Below are 23,093 nucleotides of genomic sequence, written 5' to 3' on the forward strand. Positions count from 1 at the left end.
CTACAATCTTAGGTTGTTTTATGTGATCCATTAAAAAAGGAACATCTAAATGACGATCATAATTTGCTCTATCATTTATCTCGTTAATATCCTCGTTGAATTCATACACACTATTTGAACGATCTAATAAACTATATCTAAGTTTTTTTGTTATTTCATTCATATCTTCTGAATCATACAAGGTAAATGGTCCTGCATATCCATTCTTTCTGAATTCTTCTAATTCTTTTTTACTAAACTTAAATTCTCTTGTTGGTGCTTCTATACTATTCATTATACTACTTTTTGTGGTTCTTTATTCATTGATTTTAATATAAGTCCTTCATAAATTTCAAGGGATAATCCTTCTTCGAAGTCACTTGCTTTTAAAGAAACAGAGAAATGCTCTTTGGTCTTAGATATTAATTCTATTAAAGACAATGATGTTCCTCCTTGATCAAAGAAATCTTCTTCTCTATTGATTTTTTCATTACTTAATATATCACTCCACAGTTTGTGACTCTTTACTGATAATTCTTCTGATTTCATTTTTTATTTATTTAATAGGTTTTACTTAATTCTGATAATTCTTTATGGTCAATTTTGCCATTAACTGTTAATGGAATTTTATCAATAAACATAAACTCGGAAGGAACCATATAAAACGGCAATAAACTCTCTACCAAACTCTTAACCTCATCAATAATATTATCCTCATCCTCTATAGAAAGATTATCTATTGGTTCTAGAAAACTTATTAATCTTGGATGTGATAAGGTCTTATCTACCGAAACTATTGACCTCATAACCTTAGGGTGTGACATAACAACACTTTCAATTCCCTCAAGTTCAATTCTATACCCATTAAACTTCACTTGACTATCAACTCTTCCAAGAAAATAATACTCTCCATTCTTTTCAAAAGCTAAATCACCTGTTCTGTAATACTTAACAGTTTCACCTAATATGGTTTTTGAAATAAATTTAGTTTCATTTAATTCCGTTCTATTCAAATAACCTTCTGATAATCTTTCTCCTGATATGTATATTTCACCTTCAGTAGCTATTTCGTTTCCTTTTCCAACTAAAATAATATCCGACCCTGGAATAGGCTCTCCTATTGGACTTAATTTATTATCTATAATATCGTTATGACCTATATATTTAAAAGTTGTAAAAATTGTAGTCTCTGTTGTACCATATACCGTAATTAGTTTTGAAGCTGTAGAAGAATACCTATCAACCCATGGTTTTAGTAAATGAACATCAAGTTTCTCACCTCCAAAAATCAAACACCTTAAAGAATCAATTTTAGTTTCTTTATTTTGATCTGCTTTTATTAAACTATAAAAAGCACCTGTTGTCTGATTTAAAACTGATATCTTTTTTTCCATTAGGAAACGGCGAAAGCGTGCTGTATTTTTAGCTACTGCAAACGGTACAATTTCTAACTTTGCCCCATAAAGTAATGTTCCCCAAATTTCCCACACTGAAAAATCAAAAGCTATTGAATGAAATAAAGCCCATACATCATCTTTAGAAAACTCAAAAATTTCTTGTGAATTATGAAACATATTCAATACATTTTCATGTATTATTGGAACAGCTTTAGGAATTCCAGTAGTTCCTGAAGTAAAAATAGCATAAGCAATTTCCGATTTTTTAACAGGAATAATTTCCTGTCTAGATAATTCAATTTGCTCATTAAGAATATCTTTTTCTACAAGTAAAGTTTTTACATTCTTTATATCTATTACTCTATCTGTAATTAATAGATTTAAATTTACTTCTGATAAACAAAGTTTAATTCTTTCTGTTGGGTTATTTACTGGATCGATAGGGATATAAGCTACTCCTGCTTTAAGAATACCTAAAATAGAGATTACCATTTCCAAGCCTCTATTCATTAACAAGCCCACATATTGAGTGTCTTCCTTTAGATTCTTCATTACCAAATTGGCTATCAAATCTGATTTTTGATCCAACTCTTCATAAGTTAAATCAACACCTTTACATGAAATTGCAACTTTTTTGGGAAACTTTTTTGCATTTACTTTGAAATGCTCTTCAAGTCTTCTATTTGAGTTAAAAGAATATTGCATAATTTTTAAAATTTACTGTTAGTTATATTATCTATAATGGATTTAAGTTTCAATTTAAACATAGCATTAGTGTTTAAAACCTTTGAACAGAGATTCCTTAATACAAATACTATCTAGTGTGATACTTAAGAAAAACACTTATACGATATCTCTCATATTTTCTCCAGTATTTATTTCTAAATTTTCTGGACAATATGAAATGGCTTATTTCTTAATCTAAGTGCTATTATTAAGAACATTGTTCCTATTAAAAACATGACCCTGAAGTATTAGTGGCCTAAAAACTTAAAATAGTTTTTATCAATAGTATGGACTTTTATGTATGATTTAACTTTCTCTTATTAAAAAGTTTTTACGAATCATTACATACTTATATATTGATGTTTATTTATTAAGCAGCTATTGATAGTATCAATAACTCTATGACCTTCTTCCTCTTCTAATAAAAAAAAGTGTCCTCCTTCAAAATATTCAACTGAACATTTTTTTCTTGTATGTTGCATCCATTCACCAGCTTCTATATTAGTTACGTCCTCTTCTTTACCCACAAAAACCGATATCTCATGATTAAACATTACTATATCTGATGATTCAACAAAAGTATCTGCAATTTTAAAATCACTTTTAATAATAGGCATAAAAATATTTTTTAATTCTGGATACTCAAAAAACTCTGGAGGAGTACCTCCTAATTCCTTTATTTCTTTTTCAAGCTCTAATGTATTCATATCTGAAAAAGGTTTTGGCCTTCTACTTGGACAATGAGGTGCTCTTCGCCCTGAGAAAAAGGAATGAATTGGTGGTGGTAATTTTAGTTCATTTATTCTCTGAATAACTTTATATGCTAAAATTGACCCCATACTATGCCCAAAAATAGCATAATCACAATCTGTAATTTGGTTTCTAATCTTAGAAATAACATCTTCTACTGCCTCTTCTACATTTGAATAAAGACTTTCTCCAATTCTTGGTCCTCTACCAGCTAACTCTACTGGATGTAATTCAATAGCTGAATCTAAACTCTCTTTCCACTTACTATAAATTGATTTTGCTGATCCACCAGCATATGGTAAGCAGAATAGTTTTATCTGTTTTTTCATGTTTTAAGTTTTAATCTGATTATTCCACGTTCTTGTTGTTAGAGACATAAATTGTTATCCCGTACAATTTTTCACAATTATTATAATAATATTTCTACCTTTTCTTCACTCTCATTTTCTGTTTCATTATCAAGTTGATAAACCGTGATAATATAATCTGCTATTGACTTTATAGTTTGTTTATTGAAAAGTGCAGTTATTGAAATTTCAACTGAAAATATTTTTGAGATATAATTAGACAGTGTAATAGTTTTTAAAGAATTTCCCCCAATATTAAAAAAGCTTGTCGTTACACTAATTTTTTCTTTTTCTACCTTTAATATATCTGACCAAATAGTTAGTAACTTTTCTTCTGTTTCATTAGAAGGATCAACATGAGATGCTAACCTTAATATTTCTGGTTCAGGTAAAGAAGATGTATCCAATTTACCATTAGGAGTTAACGGAATTTCAACAATCTCAATAAAATAAGAAGGAATCATATAAGCTGGTAAAGTTTGCAATAAATGCTTTTTTAATTCCTCTATTTTAATTTGACTATTTCCTTCTGAAATATAATACCCCACTAAACAATCATCATTATTAAATTGTTTGTTAATAATAACTGCTGAACTAATTTCTGAATATTCTATTAATCTGTTTTCTATTTCTCCTAACTCAATTCTATATCCTCTAAGTTTTATTTGATCATCTATTCTTCCTAAATACTCTATAGTACCGTTAGGCAACCAACGTGCAAAATCACCTGTTTTGTAGCAAATTGAATTATCAATTGACACAAACCTTTCTGTAGTTAACAATGAATTTCCAATATATCCTTTTGAGACTCCTTTTCCTCCAATATAAATTTCCCCGACCACTCCTATGGGTAATACTTTCTGATTAGAATCAAGAATATATAATCTTGTATTAGCAACAGGACTTCCTACAGAAATTTTATTATCATCCATTCTTATTTCTGCTACAGTACAACCAACTGTAGTTTCAGTAGGACCATACTCATTATATATCCTAATATTTTCGTTTAAATCTTTTAAGATTTTTATATGTGTTTTCTTTAATTGTTCTCCTCCACAAATAACAGTACTTATGTTTGTGTTATAAATATCTAAATCTTTAAGAACACTTACATGTGTGGGAGTTATTTTTAAAGTATCTAATGATGGGTTAGTAAAACATTCTAACAGTGATTGATCTACACTCTTACCTTCATCACATAAATATAGTTTCTTCCCTCTAGAAAGGCTTGTGAAAATTGCTGTTACTGATAAATCGAATGACATAGAAGTCATTAATCCCCAATTTCCTTCTTCTGGATTTTTAAAATAATAATTATTACTCCAAAAAATATAATTGAATAAATTGACATGAGAAATCATACAACCTTTAGGTCTACCAGTAGAGCCAGATGTATAAAGTATATAAGCTAAGCTATCAGACTTTACAATAGGTAATTTCTTTTTATTATTGAATTCATTATCTAATTCTTCAACACTTATCCATGAATAAGATTCTAATTCTGTTGGCTTCCTTTTTATGTTCGCTATAATACTACTACAGCCGCTTTCTTCCATCATATAAACTGCACGTGAACCTGGCAAATCAATATTTATTGGCATGTATGCAGCTCCTGCCTTCATAACTGCCAAAATAGCTATGATCATTTCACTTGAACGAGTCATCATTAAACCAACTACAGCTCCAGTTACTACTCCTGAAGTCATTAAATTAGAAGCCCAAAGATCTGAACGTAAATCCAATTCTTTATAAGTAAGTATCTCTTTTCCAAAAATAACAGCTTCTGCATTTGGTCTTGTGACAGCCTGATTCTTAATCATATCCAATACAGTCTTATCAAAATCATAATCAACAGATGTACTATTGAAATCCACTAATAATTGAGTTCTTTCTGAATCCGATAAAATATTAATTTCACTTAATAATTGCGTCTTATTTTCTAAAACCTCATCAATAATTCTTAATAAAGAACCTGAAAAACGTTCTATACTAGTAGTATTAAATAAGTCTGTTCTATAATTAAATATGAAGCTAATCTGATCAGCATCTATAACCTCAAAACTCAAATCAAACTTTGCACTCGTATAGGCTACTCCATGAGGTTCAATAGTAATATCCAAACTGTTATTAATATCAACATTTCCTATACGATTTACATAAGAAAAGAAAACATCAAATAATGGATTATGACCTGTACCTCTAGGTATTTCTAAAGTGTCTACCAATTCTTCATACTGATACAACTGGTTATCAAAAGCTTTTAAAGTATTTTGTTTAACATTAGCTAAAAAATCTCTGAAACTAAGATTTGAATCTGCTTTATTGCGTAAAGCTAAAGTGTTCACAAACATACCAACTAAACCTTCCAAATCAGCATGATGACGTCCAACTGTAGGAGTACCTACTACAATATCGGTCTGGTTCGATAACTTATTTAAAAGCACATTATATATTGCTAAAAATAGAATATACATTGTAACCCCTTCCGATCCAGCTACAGATCTTAACTGATCACTTTGTTTTTTGGACAAGGTTAATTTATAATCTTTTCCTTTATTACTTGGATTAGCTGGTCTAGAATAATCTGTAGGTAATTCCAAAGTAGTAAGTTCATCTCTATAACAATCTAACCAATACGTCTTGTGTTGTGATATTAACTCTTGATAAGTATTACTTTCCTGCCATACTGCATAATCTATGTATTGAATACCTAAATCAGGTAAAACATCTTCATTATATATTGACCAAAAATCACGCATCAAAATTTCATTAGAAACACCATCGTTGATAATATGATGTACATCACTCATCAAAAGATAGTCCTGACCTATTACATCTACCAATGATACACGAATTGGAAAATCTTTTGACAAATCAAATGGCCTAACAAAATCAGCGATAGTACTATCTACCTCTGAGGCAGAACACTGGTGGTATGTCAATTCAAATAAACTAGAATCTATGACTTGTTGAACTGGGTGACTATCAACTAACTTAAAAACTGTACATAAACTCTGATGACGGCGAACTAATTCTTTATAAGCAGCTTCTAACTTAGAGATATCCAGATTTTTACTAATCCTGTAAAAACTAGGCATATTATAACTAGTTCCTGTTTTTTCAAACTCATATAAAAAATACATGCGGCTTTGTGCAGATGATAATGGGTAATAATCTTGCTCTAATGCCTTAGGAATTGGTTCAAACTGTTTTCCTTTTTTAACTGCCCCAAAAAAACCTAATAGCTCCTGTTTTTTAGAAGTTAATTCTGATACTATTTCTGGTGTTAAAACTCCGTCTTCTGCATTAACGGCAATTTGCTTATTGTAAAAAGAAACAATAATATTCTTATCTCTTAAGCTACTAATATATTCGTCTATTTTCATGATATCGACTTAGTTTTTCGATTATTATTTTGTCTATATAATTCTGTTATGTTAAGGTTGAAATAAAATTTATAAAGGCACTACATTTGATATTTCTTCAACAATGCTCTTATGATTCAAAAGCAACTATTTCAATAATTACAAAATCAATAAGGTATTAACTATATAATTGCATTTAACTAATTACCAACCCTACTGTTAACTAGAGTAACAGCGCTACATTTTTGTCGATAACTTCAGGTTCCATTTCTACTTGTTTAATAGTAATTATGTAATCGGATATTCTTTTTATCGTTTGTTTTGCAAAAACATCAGTTAGTGACATATCAACAGAAAACATCTTTGAGATAGCGTTTACGAGAGTTATTACGCTTAATGAATTTCCACCAATGTTAAAGAAACTTGTAGTTACACTAATTTTATCTTTTTCAAGACTTAAAATCTCCGACCATATATCCAGTAATAATTCTTCTGTTTTATTTGAAGGGTTTACATGTGAAGCCAATCTTAAAACTTTTGGGTTTGGCAGTAAAGATTTGTTTAGTTTACCACTTGATGATAACGGTAATTCATTTAATTCAACAAAATATGTAGGAATCATATATTCTGGTAAACTCTCTTTTAAATAATTTTTTAATCCATCAATATTTAATGATTCTTTTCCATTAGGTAGATAATAAGCTACTATATGCGGAGTTCCATTGTATTCTCTTAATAATACAATCGCCGTTTCTATGGCAGCGTGATTACATAAATTAAATTCTATTTCTCCTAACTCTATCCTATTTCCTCTAAGTTTTATTTGATTATCTATTCTACCTAAAAATTCTATTGTTCCATCTGGAAGCCATCGAGCGAAATCTCCTGATTTATATAATTTGTATTCACTATTTGGATCAAACTCGTCTTTTATAAATTTTTCAGATGTTAACTCTGGTTTATGAAGATATCCTCTTGCTACTTGAACACCACCAATTAATAATTCACCTTTAACCCCTGTAGGTTGTATCTCATTTTGACTATTCACTATATAAATCTTCGTATTTCCTATAGGTTTACCAATAGGAACAATATTAGCAGCATAATCACTTAAGTTTATAGAAGTAACAGCAATAGCAGCTTCAGTTGGACCATAAGTATTATGCAATAATACATTTGGCAGTTTAGCCTTACAATCTCGTACTGTTGATAATTTTAACTCTTCTCCTATCGTAATAATACCACGAAGTTTTCCTTCATTAAATTTTTCTATCCCCATTAAGAAAATGGTTAACATTGAAGGTACAAAAATCACTAAAGTTATTTCCTCTTCAGCTATTACTTTCTCTATGTACTTAGGATCTTTATGTCCTTCTGGTTTTGCAAAAACTATTCTTGCTCCAGAAATAATTGGAAGTATTAACTCCCAAACTGAAACATCAAAACAGAAATTAGTTTTTTGTAGAATATGATCATCTTTATTAATATTAAAATGATTCTTCATCCATAACAAATTATTACAAACTCCAGAATGACTATTCATTACCCCTTTCGGTTGTCCTGTTGTTCCTGAAGTATAAAAAACATAAGCTAAAGAAGTAATATCTACCTTAATATTTGGAGGCAACTTATCATAATCACTATAAGTTGATAAGTCATCTATGAAAAGTTTTGATATGTTAAATTTACTATCATACTGACGTTGAGTTAATACAAACTTTGAATTAATATCACTCAAGATATAATCTATTCTTTTTTGAACAAATGTAGGATCAATTGGAACATAAGCTCCTCCAGCTTTCAAAACACCTAAAATTCCTACAATCATTTCTATTGACCTATCTACAGCTATTGGAACTAAAGTTTCATTCTTAACTCCCATATCAATAAGTCTATGAGCTAATTTATTTGAAAGTTCATCTAGTTCTTTATACGTTAAACTTTTATTTTCAAAAGTAACTGCTAGGCTCTCTGGCAACTCTTTAACTTGTTCATTAAAAAGATCAAGAATTGTTTTATTATTTTTAAAAGGAGCTTCTTTATCATTAAAATCATTCGTTAATTTCAAATACTCTTCTTGATCTAGAATACTATCACCTTTTTGTTTTTCATTAACATCGTTTGCTATCTGCTCTAAAGTGTTTTTAAGATATCTAAACAATTTATCTGACTCTTCTGCTTCTAAAAATGCCGAAGAATAAATCAAATTCAGCGCAAACATATCATTTTGAGCAAGTATCGTTAAATTTAAAGGGGTATTTTCATTTACATAAGCTTTGGCATCAGCCATTGTTTTTTCTAAAAAATTATCCTCTTTATTTTTAAACTCATTATAAGGCCTAAAATCAATATAATTCAGTTTTACATCAAAAATAGGATTTTGATCAATGGTTTTTTCGTCAATATATTCTAAAATCTTATAAAAAGGAATACGCTCATGATAGGTTAAATTTATTAACTTATCATCTACAAGGTTTATATATTCTTTCCAAGTTATATTTTCAGGAACTTTTATTCTAAATGGGACTGTATTTAAAAAGCAGCCTACCAGTTCTTCTCCATCTATAATTAAAGGTCTTGTATTTGAAGAAACTCCAATTGTTAAGTCATTTTCATAAGTCATTCTTTTCAACGAAAACATCAATGCTGCATAACATAAATGTTTAAAACTCACATTCAATTTTTCTGCAACTCCTTCTAATTCTTTTCGGAATTCAATACCTAAATCATAATTATTAGTAATTGTTTTACTTGGATTTCCTGTAGGTTTCAGTTCAAAACGTTTATAATCTTCTAATTCTGTTTTCCAATAATTTTTACTCGATTCATTTTTAGAAGCCATTAATTCTGCGGCTATTTGATCTTTATACCCTCCTCGAATTTGCATTGGAGTATACTCTGAGTCGTTTACAAGGTAATCGTAAGTATTAAATAGGTCTCTTAAAAACACAGCCAAACTCCAACCATCCATCAATGAATGGTTAAAATCAAATAATAAATATTGATAATCTTCACGAACTTTAATAATATGCATTCTCCAGATTAGAGACATTGAAAGCTCAGTTTGTTTCAATTTTTCCTCTTCACATTTTTTCGAAATATATTCCTTTTGTTCCTGAGTATTTAAATGACATATATCAATAAACTTCAAGTCTGGTTCTATTTCTTTTAAAATAATATGAGTTAAATTATTTAAATCATATATTTTTCTCAGCTCCTCATGTTTATTAGTTAATAATTTTAATGCACGTTCAAAAGTATCTAAATTAAAATTATCTAGAAGAAGAGGGTATATATTTTGCTCGTGATACAAAATATTATTAGCATTTTCTTCTTTCGTTAATAGTGTATAATATACCATTCCCTTTTCTATCCCACTCATTGGATATACTGCTTCGTAAGAATCCTGAAATTGATTATTTTTTTTATACGTTTCTTGGAATAGATTTAGCTCTTCATCTACTTCTTTTTTCAAAATCTCATACTTCAAATCTTCTTCAGGTCTAACGATACTTGCTAATTTCTTGATTGTTGGATTTGAATAAATATCAGCAATAATTAAAGAAGATGATAAAGACTCATTTATTCTTGATATCAACCCAATTGCTTTTAAAGAATCTCCTCCTAAAGCAAAGAAGTTATCTAACATTCCTATCTGACCAACACCTAAACATTCTTCCCAAATTTTACACATTATTTTTTCTTCTTCATTGGTTGGGGCCAAATATGCTTTTTCAGATGTTCCAACTTTTGGCTTTGGTAGTTTAGAAAAATCAATTTTATTATTTGATGTAAATGGTATTTCTTCGATTTTAACATAATAAGATGGTATCATGTAGTGTGGTACCCTAGTTTCCAAATATGCCCTCAACTCAGTAACTTGTAATTCTTGTTGTCCTATATAATATGCACACAAATAAGGCTCATCTTTTTCAGATTTAGCCATATTTACAACTACATCTTTTATTAATTCATGTTGAACTAAATGAGATTCAATTTCCTTTAACTCAACTCTAAAACCTTTTAATTGAACTTGTCTATCAATTCGTCCTTTATATTCCAATTCTCCATTAGACAAAAGTATTGCCAAGTCTCCTGATTTATAAAGACGATCCCCTTCTTTAAAAGGGTTTTTTATAAAACGTGAATCTGTAAGTTCTTTATTATTCATATAACCACGGGTTACTCCATGACCTCCTACATAAATTTCACCAATAACCCCTACAGGTACCTGCTTCATATTTTTATCTAAAAGGTATATAGCCCCTGTTGGTAAAGCTTTCCCTATATTACCTATGCTATCTTGTATTTCTTGGTCTCCAATTTCTTTATAAGTCATATGTACAGTAACTTCCGTAATTCCGTACATGTTAATTAACTTCGCCTTTGGTTGACGCTCTCTCCATTTACTCAATTTTGAAGGAGTTAATGCTTCTCCTGCAAAAACAACATATCGTACATCTGGTAATAATACTTGTTTTTTCTCACAAGTATTATTCAATGAATAAAAAGCTGTAGGAGTTTGATTTAATATGGTTACTTTATGCTTCTGTAATATTTCTAAATATTTTGAAGGGTCTCGAGCATCTGATTGAGAAACAATAATCAGTTTACCACCATAAAGTAATGCTCCGTACATTTCCCATACACTTACATCAAAACAATGACTATGAAACATTGTCCACACGTCTTTATTATTAAAGTCATATTGAAACTCTTTATTAAAAAGAAGACGAACCACATTCTTATGCTCTACCATAACTCCTTTCGGTTTACCAGTAGTTCCTGAAGTATAAATTATATAACAAAGATCTTCAGGATGATTCATTTTTGGTAAATTTGAAGAATCTAAAATTAGCTTTGAGTCTAAAACATTAATAATTTCTACATCCGTTTTATCAACTAATCTATAATACTCTTCAGAAGCTAATGTCCATTTTAATTGACTATTCTCTACTATATAATCGATTCTTTCTTGTGGATAAGTAACATCAATAGGAACATAAGCTCCTCCAGCTTTCAAAATACCTAGCATACTTATTACTACTTCTAGGTTTTTTTCCATTAAAACACCTATAGCATCATTACGACCAATTCCCTTTGAACGTAACATTCTAGCTATTTTATTTGATTTTTGATTTACCTCGTTATAGGTCATCGTTTTTTCACCAAATATTAAAGCTATATCATCTGGCATTTTCTCTACCTGATTCTCAAATAAATCAACCAAAGTCGCTTCTTTTTGAAAGCTCACATTGGTAAAATCATTAAGTTTTATTAATTCATTACTAGAGCTTTGATTAAGAAGAGATATTTCACCCAAAATAACTGACTCGTTAATAGACACTTGATCTATAATATTTGTAAAATAATTAAAAAATTGTTTTATAGTGTTTTTCTTAAACAATTGTGTATTGTACTCAAATACACAACTGATTTCGTCGTTTCCCTCAACAAAATACATGCTCAAATCAAACTTAGAAGTAGCTTTATCAAACTCTAAAGGCTTTATATTAAATTCACCTATGTTACTTCCTATATTTTTTGTAGAATTAACCAAAGAAATAAGAGTATTAAATAATGGAGTCTTTTCGTTAGTATAATTTGTTTTCAAATCTTCAAGAAGCTCCTCATACGGGTACTCTTGATTATCAAAACTTTGCATAACACTTAAACTAACATTTTTTAAATATTCATCAAATTTCAATTCATTTTTAGGAAGTATACGAATCCCAAGAGTATTCATAAACATACCTATAATATTTTCAACACTCCAATGCCTTCTTCCTGCTACAGGTGTTCCAACTACTATATCATCAACACCAGTTAATTTTGCTTGTAAAATACCATATAGACTAGTAAGTAAAGTAAACAAAGAAATCTTATATTTCTTGGCAAGTACTTCAAGGATTTCTTTTCTATTATTTGATATCTTAAATTTCATGCAGTCTCCTTCAAATGACATTTCATTTTTCTTTTTAAAATCTGAAGGCAGTATAACTGTATTTGAATACCCTTGTAATTGATTAACCCAAAACTCTTTTTGAGTATTTAAATTTTCTCTATTCTCTTTTCCATTAAACCAGGTAGCATAATCAATATAATTTAATTTAGGCTTAGGTAACTCTATATTATTATATAAAGAAAATAATTCTTTCATAAAGATCTCCATAGAGATGCTATCGAAAACAATATGATGGATATCTACTAATAAAATAAATGAATCTTTATCAATTTCTAATAACTTTGCTCTTATCAATGGCGCCTTATCCAAAGCAAAAGGATATGAGAAACTTTCCTTTATTTTTTCAAGTTCTTCTTTTGTACAAGAGCAATAATCTAACTTAAAATCAAAATTTTCTAAAACTTTCTGAATTGGCTCGTGATTATTATCTAAAACAAAATACGTTCTTAAACTTTCGTGTCTTTTAATTAATTCAATAAAAGCTTTTTCAAATTGTTTTATATCTAACGCTCCTTTCAGTTCATAAGCAAAAGGAGTATTATATACGTTGGTACCCTTTGTTACCTCCTCAGCTAAAAACATTTTCAATTGAGATGGTGTTAATTTTGAAGATTTACTATTAACCTTTGGAATTTCCTTAAAAATATTATTTTTCCTTTTACTCTTTTCTACATAATCAATCAACTTTAACTTATTATTCTTGATATTTTCTAATAAAGAATCATTATTAAAGCCTTTTGGAATTTTCAACTTTAAATTTTCTTCATTAACGTTGATACGAATACCAGATTTTTTTATTTCTAATAGTAAATTTTCCATTTTTGAATATTATTTTATAGTAAAAACCATCTCGTTTGAAAACAAGAAAGCCTTAACAACTCCTATATCAAATAGATTAAGAGTAGTCATGTTTTTATTTGTAAGTAAACTTTTATGAAGCTTCTATAACAGAAGACTAGCAGTAAGTCAAATAGGTCATTTTAATTTGATATATAAGAAAATTTGAACGTAAAATGACCTTTGACATTTTATCAAATATTATATAACTGTTTCGCTATATTCAACATCCTTTTTCTCATCATCGTTAACCCATACCTCAAGATCAATTAATTCTGATAAACCTCGTATAGTTTTCAACTTAAATACTTCTTGCAATTCAAGTTGAATTCCATAATTTTTATTAATTGCAGTAAGTAATTGTATCGCTAGAAGTGAATTTCCTCCATAATCAAAAAAATCATCTAATACACTAACTTTAGTCACATCAATGTTCAATGTTTTAGCCCAAATTTCAGTTAGTTTCCTCTCAATATTATTAGATGGAGCAACATAATCATATACACTCTTTATTTCTAACTGAAGAAGTTTCTTAGTATCTATCTTACCATTAATTGTAAGAGGAAACTCATCTAATTTCACCCAAGATTTTGGAATCATATACTCTGGAATTAATTTTAATAATTCATCTTCTATTTTGGTCTCATTTATTCCCACTTCAGCAATATAAAAAGCAACTAATTCCTTATTCCCTTCTATATCTTTTACAATAACATGGTTATTTCGAATTCCTTTTATAGTTGATAATGTTCCTTCAATTTCTCCAAGTTCAATTCGATAACCTCGTAATTTAACTTGATTATCTTTTCTTCCATGAAATATTATTAAACCATTTTCAGTCCATTCACCTATATCTCCTGAATTATAAAATCTTTTTTCTATTCCTTTATAAGAAATAGTAACAAAGCTTTTACTTGTTAATTCGGCATTATTAACATATCCTCTTGCTACTCCCTTACCTGCTATGTATATCGTACCTTTTACTCCTATAGGAACTTGCTTTAAGTCATTATCTAGAATAACCATTTCAGTATTTGCAATAGGTTTCCCTATTGGGATGTTAGTTAAACCTGCATCTCCTCTAAACACTTCATAAATTGAAGTACAAACAGCACATTCAGTTGGTCCATAAGCATTAAAATATCTAATCCCTGTTTTAATAACTTCAATTGCTTTTTTAGGATTTGCAGCTTCTCCAGCTGTGGTAATTATTCTCAATGTATCTAACTCATCAAGAGGTAATGTTTCTAAATAACTTGGAGGTAATGTAACAATTGTAGTATTAGTTTCAGAAGCTAACTTACAAAAACGTGTAATATCATTTATATCTTTATCTTCAGGTATTACTAATGTAGCTCCACTGTATAATGCCATCATAATTTCATATACAGACGCATCAAAGGCTATTGAGGCAAACCACAAAATAGTATCTCTATCATTTACATTCAACTGCTTTACTATATCTGTTGACATGTTTACATTACTTCCATGTTCAATCATAACCCCTTTTGGCTTTCCTGTAGAACCAGATGTATAAATCACATAAGCCAAATCATTAGAAATAATATTCGTGTTAAGATTAGTTAGTTCTTCATTTATATAATTTAATGAGTCATAGTTTACAACACAATCTGCAACCACTTTTTTATCTAAAACCTTAGTGTTGCTTATTAAAACTCTTAAACCACTATTTTCAATAATATAATTTATTCTTTCTAATGGATATTTAGTATCTATTGGTAAATATGCGGCTCCTAATTTAAGTACTGCTAAAATAGATACAATAGCTTCATCTGACTTAGGAAACAAAACTCCTACAACTTCTCCTTTACTAATTCCAAAATTTTGTTGTAAACTTCTTGCTAATTGATTTGCTTTCTTATTTAAATCTTGATAATTATATGATTTTTCTCCATACCTAATTGCTATTGCCAATGGAGTTTTATTTACTTGGTTTTCAAAAACTTTTACTATTGTATCGTTTTCTTTACTTGAATTAACCATAGGACTAAATGAATTTAATAATTGATTTTCTTTTTCTTCTAGTATTTCAATATCTGCAATTTTCACAGTCTTATTTTCGCAAACTGTTTCCATTATTTTATCAAAATAACTCATAAATCTTTCAATAGTACTCTCTTTAAAAAGCTGTTTTGCATACTCTACAAGAATATAACTATCTTCTTCTCTTTGAACTACTATCATGTTAAGGTCAAACTTTGATTGATTATATTCTATATCATAAAGTTCAACATTAAGGCCTGAAAAACTCATAATACCTAAATCTTCCTTTATGAAGTTAAAGCATACATCAAATAATGGATTTCTATTTAAGCTTCTTTCTATATTAAGCTCATTTACCAAATCTTCATAAGGACATAACTGATGATCAAGATCTGCAATACTACTTTTTTGAACTTGTTTAACAAACTCTTTAAAAGTTATATCTCCCTTAAATTGATTTCTAATTGGTAATGTATTAATGAAAACACCAGTTATACTTTCCAAATCATGATGGGGTCTTCCTGCAACTGGAGTACCTATAACTATATCTTTTTGATTGGATAATTTATACAATAGAATATTATACATTGATAAAAATAAATTATACAATGTTAACCCTTCTTCCTGCGCTATCTTCTTTAATTGTCCAACTCTATTATCATCTATTTTAATTAATAAATTCCCTCCATCATCCGTATTCTTAAATGTTCTAGGATAATCATAAGGTAATTCTAAAGTTGGTACTTCTTTAGAAAACTTATCTAACCAATACTTTTTATGTTGTCTAATTTCTTCCTGCTGTTGATCTTGATTTTGCCACATTACAAAATCTTTATATTGTATTCGAAGTTCTGGAAGTTTATCTCCATTATAAATAGAGAAAAGGTCCTTTAAAAGGATCTTAATTGTTACTTCATCTGAAATAATATGATGAGAATCTATAACTAATAAGTGTTCTTGGTTAGTTACTCTAACAATCCCTACTCTAAATATTGGTCCCATACCTAAATCAAAAGGCTTCGTAAAGTCTTTAACTATACTTTCAAGATCTTCTTCATAATTTAAATAGTTTATTGAAAAATTAGCTTCTGATAAAATTCGCTGAGAAAGTTCACCATCTATAGTTACAAATTCAGTTCTTAAGCTATCATGACGTTTAATTAGTTTAACAAAAGACTCTTCTAATCTTTCTTTATTTAATTCCCCTTTCAATTTAATTGCCGTAGGAACATTATAAGATAGTGATTCTTTATTATACTCATATGCAAAATACATTCGCTTTTGAGAAGAGGATAATGGGTAATACTCCATAGACTCAAAAACTGGAATTTGAGAATGATTAACGGTTACCGATTGAGATATTAAATTACTTAATCTATTTATAGTAGGGTTTTCTATAATTTGTTTTAAGGAAATTTTTACTGAAAAATCCTTTTTAATAGTATTTGATAAGAATACCATTTTTAGAGAATGTCCTCCCAACTCAATAAAATTACTATTTCTACCAACCATGTTAGAATCAAGACTAAGTATTTCTGCATAAATCGATACTAATCTTCGTTCTATATTATTAGATGGGGCAATAATATTTTGATCATCTTGTATAATTTTATAATCCGGTAAAGCTCTAGAATCTACCTTACCATTTATTGTAAGCCCAAATTCTTCTATATATACATAATAGCTAGGTATCATGTAGTCAGGTAAAAATTTACCCAAGTACTCCCTTAATTCAGAAATTTTCATTTTATCAGATGCCTGATAATAAGCAACGATATGTTTTTCTCCTTTAGATACTTTAACCAGTACTACAGAATGCTTTATTTCTGAATGTGCATTCAATTGTTTTTCAATTTCTCCTAACTCTATTCGATACCCTCTTACTTTAACTTGATTATCTTTTCTCCCATGGAATTCTAAATTTCCATCAGGTAACCACCTAACTATGTCACCAGTTCTATACACTCTATTCTCTTGAGATATCCATTCAGTATTAAACTTTTCTGTTGTAAGAAATTGATCTCCAACATATCTTTGGGCTAATCCATCTCCTGCAATACAAAGTTCTCCCATCACCCCAACAGGAACTATATTTCCTGTATTGTCAGTAACATAAACACGTTCGTTTGGTAATGGTTTTCCTATAGGAATACTTACTAAATTATCAATTTCTTTTGGGTTAATTTTATATGAGGTTGAATCAACACAAGTTTCAGTAGGCCCATAAAAATTATATAATTGAGTTTGTTCTCCTAAATTCGCATAAAATTTACTTACTAACTCTTTTGATAAAGTTTCTCCTGCTATCAACCAGCTTGATAAAGTTTCTAACTTAGAATCCTTTTCCAAAGAATCTACCAACAATCTTAAATGCGTTGGTGTTCCATCAGTCACTTCTATCTTATTTTTATTATAAAACTCTAATAATTTAGCACCATCTTTTCTTATTTCATCACTCGTTATATAAAGACTATGCCCCTGTAATAATGCTCCAAAAATTTGTTGAACAGAAGCATCAAAAGCATAAGATGCCAATAATGCTACTCTTAATACTTTATCCTGATAAGGTTTATATACTCTTTCTTCAAGGCCTCTTACTAAATTAATTACATTACTATGACTTATCATTACCCCCTTAGGCTTCCCAGTAGAACCTGAAGTAAAAATACAATAGGCTAGATCCGAAGATTCTGTATTAAAATCAACTTTTTCAACACTTTGAGAAAATATCTCTAATGAATCAATAGATTGTACTGGTAAATAAGCAGAATAAGCTTCTAAATGCTCTTCATGCGTAAGTAAAAAAGTTGCTCTACTCTGATTTAGCATATAACGTATACGCTCCTCTGGAAGGTTAGGATCTAAGGGTAAATATCCAGCTCCTATTTTTAATGCTCCCCACATACCAACAATCATATCTATAGAACGATCAATAAGTAATCCTACCACATTTGGTGCTACCCCTCCAGACATTAAATAATTGGCTACTCTATTTGATTTATCATCTAATTCTTTATATGTTAATGTTTCTCCTTGATAAGAAATTGCTACACGATTAGGGTGAGAATCTACATTTTCCTCAAGTATTGTAACTAAACTACTTTTCGTATCAAAAGACAATTTCGTATCATTAAAAGTATTCGTTAACATATCTACTTCAGCATTCGGAAGCATAGTAATATTCTCAATCTTAGCCTTTGGGTTTAAAAGTGCTTCATCTATTAATTTTTCAAAATATTTTTTAAATCTCTCAATACTAGTTTCCTTGAAAAGAGCAGTATTATACTCAAAAGTTATTTCCAAACCATCCTCCAATTCAAATACTCTAAGTGTGAAATCGAACTTAGTTACGTCATAATCATAATTGTACTTTTCTACAGATACAACATCACTAAAAACATCTATTTCAGAAGATTTCACATACTCAAACATCACATTAAACAAAGAGTTTCTATCTGCTCTTTTGTTTTTTAAAGCCATAACTAAATCTTCATAAGCATATTCTTGATGTTCATAAGCTTCAATCGTTTTTTGGCTTACTTCCTTTAAAAAACCTATAAAAGATTTTTCTCCCTTCGGATAATTTTTAAGAATCAATAAATTTATAAAGGCACCTATAACACCATTTAAGTCCACATGTGATCTTCCTGAAACTGAAGACCCTATTACAATTTCTTCCTGATTACTAAGTTTAGTTAAAAATAAATTATAAACAGTAAGCAATACAATAAATAAAGTTGTATTCTCTTCTTTCGCTAAATTCTCTAATTTTTTCGTTTTTTCACTATCTAAAAATAATTGAACTTGTCTCCCTGCTTTTTTCGTGTCTTCAGCTTTGGTATAATCAATTGGTAACTCAAGAGAAGCTGGCCATTCATCAAATTGATTAATCCAATACTCTTTATTCTTATCTAGAATCTCTTGCCTATCATCCGATAACTGCCAAATCACATAATCTCTATATTGAATTTTTGGTTCTGCTAACTCTTTACCTTCATATATATTTATCAAATCATTTAGTAATATACCTGTTGAAACTCCATCAGATATGATATGGTGACAATCAATTACAAGAATATTTTCATTTTCTTCTACTTTAATTACACCTACTCGAATTAAAGGTAACTTACTTAAATCAAATGGTTTTATAAAATTCTTTATTACTTTATTCGGATTTTCACTCTTTTGAAAAACATCAATAGAGAACATAAAATCTTGAAGTACCTTTTGTTTTAAATCTCCTTTAACAAAATCAAATACAGTTCGTAAACTTTCATGTCGTTCAATTAGTTTTGTGAAAGCACCTTCTAGTTTATGAACATCCAAAAAACCTTTAACAGTGAGAAAAACAGGAGCGTTATAAGCTATCGATTCTTTATCATATTCATACTCATAAAACATTCTTTTTTGAGTTGATGATAAAGGATAGTACTCTCTATTATTTACAGGAGTTATAGACGAATAATTAACTGTCTCTGATTCTTTAATTAACTTACATATCTGTTTAATAGTAGGGTTTACTAATATTTCTTTTAATGGAACGTCCACCCCAAACTCATTTTTAATATTATTAATTAAAAAAATCATCTTAAGAGAAGCTCCTCCTAATTCAAAAAAGTTACTATTTACACCTATTGTTTCTGAACTTAAATTTAGTACTTCTGCCCAAATTTCAATCAGTTTATTTTCTGTTTTACTTCTTATTTCTTTCTTTTCTTTTTTCTCATTAATTTCTAGATCTAGAAGTGCTGTATGGTCAATTTTACCATTAGATGTTAGGGGAAATACTTTTGTAAACACATAATGAGACGGTACCATATAATCTGGTAGAAGTGAAAGTAAGTACTCACTTAGATCTAAAACCGTTATTGGCTCTTCAGATTGATAATATGCTATTAACTCTTTTACTCCATTTGTTTCTTTTACCAAAACAATACTGTTAAGTATTTTACTATGGGTATTTAGATGAAACTTAATATTTGAAAGCCCTATTATATGCCCTCGTAATTTTAACTGATTACCTCTTCTTTCTACAAACTCTAAACCACCATTGGATAATCTCTTTACCAGATCTCCTGTCTTATAAATATATGATTCAGGTTCAAATGGGTTTTCTACAAAGCTAATGCTTGTCTTCTCTTTATCGTTAAGGTAACCTAAACTTAAACTATCTCCAGCTATATAAAGTTCACCAACAATACCGACACCACTTAACCCCATATCTGAGTTCAACACATACGTTTTAGTATTCGTTTCTGATTTACCTATTAACACATTACTAACTGGTCTTTCATCTACATTATAATATGTTGCATGAATCGTAGTTTCAACAGAGCCATAACAATTTATTAGCTTCCCAGAACCTAAAATATCATATGCTTTTTGAACATGCTTCAAAGAAGCCTTTTCTCCTCCAAAAAGCAATTTACGTAATGTCAATAACCCTTCTATTTTAGAATCTACAAAAACATTGAAAATCGCTGTAGTAAAAAAAGCTACAGATATTTTATTATCTTTTATTACACCTGAAAGCTTTTCTATATCTCTAGTAATTTTTTGATTAATTAAATATAGTGTAGCCCCATTAAGTAAACTACTGAATATATCGAATATAGAACCCTCAAAAGCTATATTTGACCACTGAAGTACACGATCGTCTGTTAATACTTTAGTTGCTCCTTTTTCCTGTACAAGATTCACCACATTTTGATGATTTACTTTCACTCCTTTTAGGTTGCCTAAATTTTCAGGTTTATAAATAACACAAGCCATATCAATCAATCCAACCTCTTGAAAAACGGTATCACTAGATTGCATATTAATTTCATCTTTTTCAGTATCTAAAAAGATTATATTTATATTTTCGAAAGAGTTAAGTTCCCCTTTATTAGTAAGTATAATATTCAAATTAGCATCTTCTACCACGTTAATTATTTTGTTGGTCGAATATGAAGTATCAATTGGTACATAACCTCTTCCAGTTTTTAAAATAGCCAAAATTCCAATAATCATTTCGGTAGATCGATCTAAACAAAGACCAATTAATGAAGACTTATTTACATTAACTTTATTGATATATCTCGCTAACTTATTAGAGCGTTCATCCAGTTCTTTATAAGTTATCTTTTCATCTTCAAAAACTAATGCTACTTTATTAGGATAATTTTTAACTTGAGTTAAAAAAAGTTCTATAATAGTTTCATCTCTTTCATATTCTACCTCAGTTTTATCAAAACTAATCAATCGTTGATCAACTTCTTCTTGTGATAAAACATTTATATCCTTAATTAAAACAGAACTATCTAACAATACTTGATCTATAATATTTAAAAAATAAGACATGAAACGAGTAATCGTCTCTGATTTAAATAACTCATCTCTATAGGTTATATTTAACTTAAATCTGTTATTAAAATCTAATATTGTAAATAAAAGATCAAACTTTGCCTGAAAAAATAAATCCTCAAACAGTTCTACTTCTAATTCTGAATTTTCAGGTAATGAAACATCATTGATTGGTTGATAACCTAATATTACATCAAATAAAGGGTTTCTACCTGAGACTCTTTCTATATTTAACGTTTCTACTAAATTTTCATAAGGATACAATTGATGCTCTAAGTCTGCTAGATTATTCTTTTGTGTTTGCAATAAAAAATCTCTGAAAGTGAAATTACCTTCAATATTATTTCTTGAAGCTAATGTGTTTACAAAAAAACCTGTTATATCTTCTAAATCAACATGAGATCTTCCTGAAACCGCAGTACCAATTACTATATCCTTTTGATTTGTTAATTTATATAATAGTATATTGAAAAAAGTTAAAAACACTGTATATATAGTAACTCCTTCAGATTTAGAAATATTTTTCAAACCTTCAACATAATTATTGTTCAGTTCTACTGCATGGTTTTTACCTTCTATATTGAATTTTTTAGGTCTCGGATAGTCATAAGGTAATTCAAGCGTTGTAGTTTCTTTAGAAAACCTATTCAACCAGTATTTCTTATGTTTAGTTACTTCCTTTTGATATTCTTCTCCTTCTTCCCAAACCGCAAAGTCTTTGTATTGAATTCTAAGCTCAGGTAAATCTTCTTGACTATATAATAAGAAAAGTTCTTTTGCTAGTATAGAATTTGTAATTCCATCAGAAATAATATGATGAGTATCCATAATAAGAATGTGTTCTTCATCAGAAATAGATGTTAATCCTATTCTAAATAAAGGAGACTCATTTAAATTAAAAGGTTTTACAAAACAGTCTAAAAGTTCATATACACTTTTTATTTTTTCTATAGTAGAGATAGAGAATTGCACATCTGATAAAATTCGTTGTACTAATTCTCCTTCATTAAACTCAAATACAGTTCGTAAACTTTCATGTCGTTTAATTAATTGCTCGAAAGCTAATCTCAATTTCTCTGTATCTAAAGTTCCCTTTAAAATGGCAACCATAGGTACATTATATTCTATAGTATCTTTATTGTATTCATATAAATAATACATTCTTTTTTGAGAAGAAGATAAAGGATAATATGGTTTATTTTCAGCTACAGGAATTGATATATGATCTATTTTTAAAGACTTTGAAATAAGATTTTGAATAGTTGCTATACTAGGATTTTCAATAATATCTCTTGGAGAAATAACAACAGAAAACTCCTTATTTATTTTATTAACTAAAAAAACCATCCTAAGAGAGTCTCCTCCACAATTAAAAAAA

At 28.9% G+C, this 23,093-nt stretch carries 6 protein-coding genes and 1 pseudogene; all 7 read right to left on the reverse strand.

Features of this window, described 5'->3' with window-relative positions:
* Positions 1–274, reverse strand: a pseudogene (locus DS884_RS00020) (hypothetical protein); the annotation flags it as partial.
* Positions 274–528, reverse strand: a complete 255-nt coding sequence (locus tag DS884_RS00025) for an acyl carrier protein (protein WP_093870215.1) — start codon at positions 526–528, stop codon at positions 274–276. The pseudogene DS884_RS00020 and the gene DS884_RS00025, both read right to left, overlap by 1 nt.
* 11 nt (positions 529–539) lie before the next feature.
* Positions 540–2,081 (reverse strand): amino acid adenylation domain-containing protein, encoded by a 1,542-nt coding sequence (locus DS884_RS00030; RefSeq protein WP_113785297.1) that lies wholly within the window; start codon positions 2,079–2,081, stop codon positions 540–542.
* A gap of 362 nt (positions 2,082–2,443) precedes the next feature.
* Positions 2,444–3,181, reverse strand: coding sequence for a thioesterase II family protein (locus tag DS884_RS00035; protein ID WP_113785298.1), 738 nt, complete (start codon positions 3,179–3,181; stop codon positions 2,444–2,446).
* An 80-nt stretch (positions 3,182–3,261) separates the two neighbouring features.
* Complete coding sequence (locus DS884_RS00040; protein ID WP_113785299.1) at positions 3,262–6,585, reverse strand: non-ribosomal peptide synthetase; 3,324 nt, start codon at positions 6,583–6,585, stop codon at positions 3,262–3,264.
* Positions 6,586–6,787: 202 nt separating this feature from the next.
* A complete protein-coding gene (locus tag DS884_RS00045) occupies positions 6,788–13,348 on the reverse strand; it encodes a non-ribosomal peptide synthetase (RefSeq protein WP_113785300.1) in 6,561 nt (2,186 codons plus the stop codon).
* A 219-nt stretch (positions 13,349–13,567) separates the two neighbouring features.
* On the reverse strand, positions 13,568–23,093 hold a 9,526-nt coding region (locus DS884_RS00050), incomplete at its 5' end, for a non-ribosomal peptide synthetase (protein ID WP_147239340.1).

This window comes from Tenacibaculum sp. E3R01 (genome assembly GCF_003318185.1).
Taxonomy (GTDB): Bacteria; Bacteroidota; Bacteroidia; order Flavobacteriales; family Flavobacteriaceae; genus Polaribacter; species Polaribacter halocynthiae.

Coding starts and splice junctions, on each gene's coding strand:
- DS884_RS00025 (WP_093870215.1), bottom strand. CDS start 528: ATGAAATCAGAAGAATTATCAGTAAAGAGTCACAAACTGTGGAGTGAT.
- DS884_RS00030 (WP_113785297.1), bottom strand. CDS start 2,081: ATGCAATATTCTTTTAACTCAAATAGAAGACTTGAAGAGCATTTCAAA.
- DS884_RS00035 (WP_113785298.1), bottom strand. CDS start 3,181: ATGAAAAAACAGATAAAACTATTCTGCTTACCATATGCTGGTGGATCA.
- DS884_RS00040 (WP_113785299.1), bottom strand. CDS start 6,585: ATGAAAATAGACGAATATATTAGTAGCTTAAGAGATAAGAATATTATT.
- DS884_RS00045 (WP_113785300.1), bottom strand. CDS start 13,348: ATGGAAAATTTACTATTAGAAATAAAAAAATCTGGTATTCGTATCAAC.